The sequence below is a fragment of the Elstera litoralis genome, assembly GCF_000963705.1.
Classification (GTDB): Bacteria; Pseudomonadota; Alphaproteobacteria; order Elsterales; family Elsteraceae; genus Elstera; species Elstera litoralis.
The window spans coordinates 1-1,363 of record NZ_LAJY01000656.1 but is presented as its reverse complement, the minus strand read 5'-3'; the positions used below and the strand labels follow the sequence as shown (position 1 = coordinate 1,363).

The 1,363-nt window shown below is 57.6% G+C and carries 1 protein-coding gene; it reads left to right on the top strand.

Annotated elements, in window-relative coordinates; translation table 11 throughout:
* Positions 1 to 26: 26 nt before the first annotated feature.
* Positions 27 to 1,363, top strand: a 1,337-nt coding sequence (gene glnA, locus VZ95_RS23375; RefSeq protein WP_045777210.1) for a type I glutamate--ammonia ligase, incomplete at its 3' end; no start/stop codon positions are given.

The following is a 1,363-nucleotide window of genomic DNA, read 5'->3' as shown; positions in this document are numbered from 1 at the left end:
ATCCATCCGAAACGGGAAGATTACACATGTCCGACGCGAAAACCGTACTGTCGTTGATCCAGGAAAATGGCGTGAAGTACGTCGACTTCCGCTTTACCGATCCGCGCGGCAAATGGCACCACACGGCACAGCACATCGTTACGGTCGATGAAGACCTGCTGAACGAAGGCATCATGTTCGACGGCTCGTCGATTGCCGGTTGGAAAGCCATCAACGAATCGGACATGCTGCTGAAGCCGGACCTGTCGACCGCCGTTATGGACCCGTTCTCGGCCCAGCCGCAGCTTATTCTGTTCTGCGATGTGCTCGAACCCTCGACTGGCCAGGCCTATAGCCGCGATCCGCGCTCGATTGCCAAGCGCGCCGAAGCTTTCATCATCGCGTCGGGTATCGGCGATACCGTGTTCATGGGGCCGGAAGCCGAATTCTTCGTGTTCGACGACGTGCGCTTCAAGCAGGGCCAGGCCGAAGGCTTCTATTACCTCGATAGCGAAGAGCTGCCGCAGAACAGCGGTAAGGTTTATGAAAACGGCAATATGGGCTATCGCCCCGGCCCGAAGGGCGGCTATTTCCCCGTCGCCCCGGTTGATGGCGGCACCGATCTGCGCGCCGAAATGCTCGATGCCATCGCGGGCATGGGCGTTGAAGTCGAAAAGCATCACCATGAAGTCGCCCCGGCTCAGCATGAACTGGGGATTAAATTCTCCACGCTGCTGAAATGTGCCGATGGTATGCAGATCTATAAGTACTGCGTGCAAAACGTTGCCCATGCCTACGGCAAGACGGCGACCTTCATGCCGAAGCCGATTTTCCAAGACAATGGCTCGGGCATGCACGTTCACCAGTCGATCTGGAAAGACGGCAAGCCTTTGTTCGCCGGCAACCTTTATGCCGATCTGTCCGAAATGGCGCTGTTCTACATCGGCGGGATCATTAAGCACGCCAAGGCCCTCAACGCTTTCACCAACCCGACCACCAACAGCTACAAGCGTTTGGTGCCGGGCTATGAAGCCCCCGTGCTGCTGGCCTATTCGTCGCGCAACCGTTCGGCTTCCTGCCGTATCCCCTTCGCGTCCAACCCGAAGGCGAAACGCGTCGAAGTGCGTTTCCCGGATCCGCTGGCCAACCCGTACCTCGCTTACTCGGCCATGCTGATGGCCGGTATCGATGGGATCGTGAACAAGATCCATCCGGGTCAAGCGATGGATAAGAACCTGTACGATCTGCCGCCGGAAGAACTGAAGGAAGTTCCCACGGTTTGCGGCTCGCTCCGTGAAGCTCTCGAAAGCTTGGCAAAAGACAGCGACTTCCTGAAGCGCGGCGATGTGTTCACCGACGATCAAATCGCCTCGTACATCGAKCA